Source organism: Shewanella surugensis, assembly GCF_023284005.1.
Classification (GTDB): Bacteria; Pseudomonadota; Gammaproteobacteria; order Enterobacterales; family Shewanellaceae; genus Shewanella; species Shewanella surugensis.
Map to the genome: position 1 here is coordinate 1 of NZ_JAKIKS010000376.1, position 537 is coordinate 537.

The following is a 537-nucleotide window of genomic DNA, read 5'->3' on the forward strand; positions in this document are numbered from 1 at the left end:
GTTCCGTAGAGTGGCTACGCGCTATGAGAGAAAGGCTAAGTACTATTTAGGGACGCTTCAATTAGCTGCTTCTATGATTTGGTTAGCGTAATTGTCAACGCCCCCTAGTCAAACAGGCTTACCTGAGGGGACGGGGCTCTACTTTCTGGGAGCAAGATGTTGGCGGTGTCATCACTTTTATCATTCAGATGTCTTAGTATCTTTGTTATCACAATGGGATCTTCAATGCTGGCAATGATCTTAACCACACCTCCACATTGATGGCAGGTCTCAATATCTATCCCAAAAAACCATTTGAGTCTTTGCGCCCAGGTCATTGATTTTCGTTTCTCAGTGATGGTTTGTTGTTGGCTAGCGTCATCCAGTTTTCGATGTGCCCCGCGCTTTCTTTGTTTAGCCTTGTTGGGGGAGATCTTTGCTCTGTATTGTAACCGTCCGAGCAAGTACATCTTCAACTGCGTTCATTGATCCCTTATTTTAACGTCTGACTATCACATCAGGAGTTAACATGACTAAACGTTCTCATGAAGAGTGGAT

The 537-nt window shown here is 44.3% G+C and carries 1 protein-coding gene; it reads right to left on the reverse strand.

Translation table 11 applies throughout. The features are described 5' to 3' along the window. Window positions 1–104: 104 nt before the first annotated feature. On the reverse strand, window positions 105–449 hold the full coding sequence (locus L2764_RS27595; RefSeq protein WP_248943515.1) for a hypothetical protein: 345 nt from the start codon (window positions 447–449) through the stop codon (window positions 105–107). Between the last annotated feature and the right edge of the window lie 88 nt (window positions 450–537).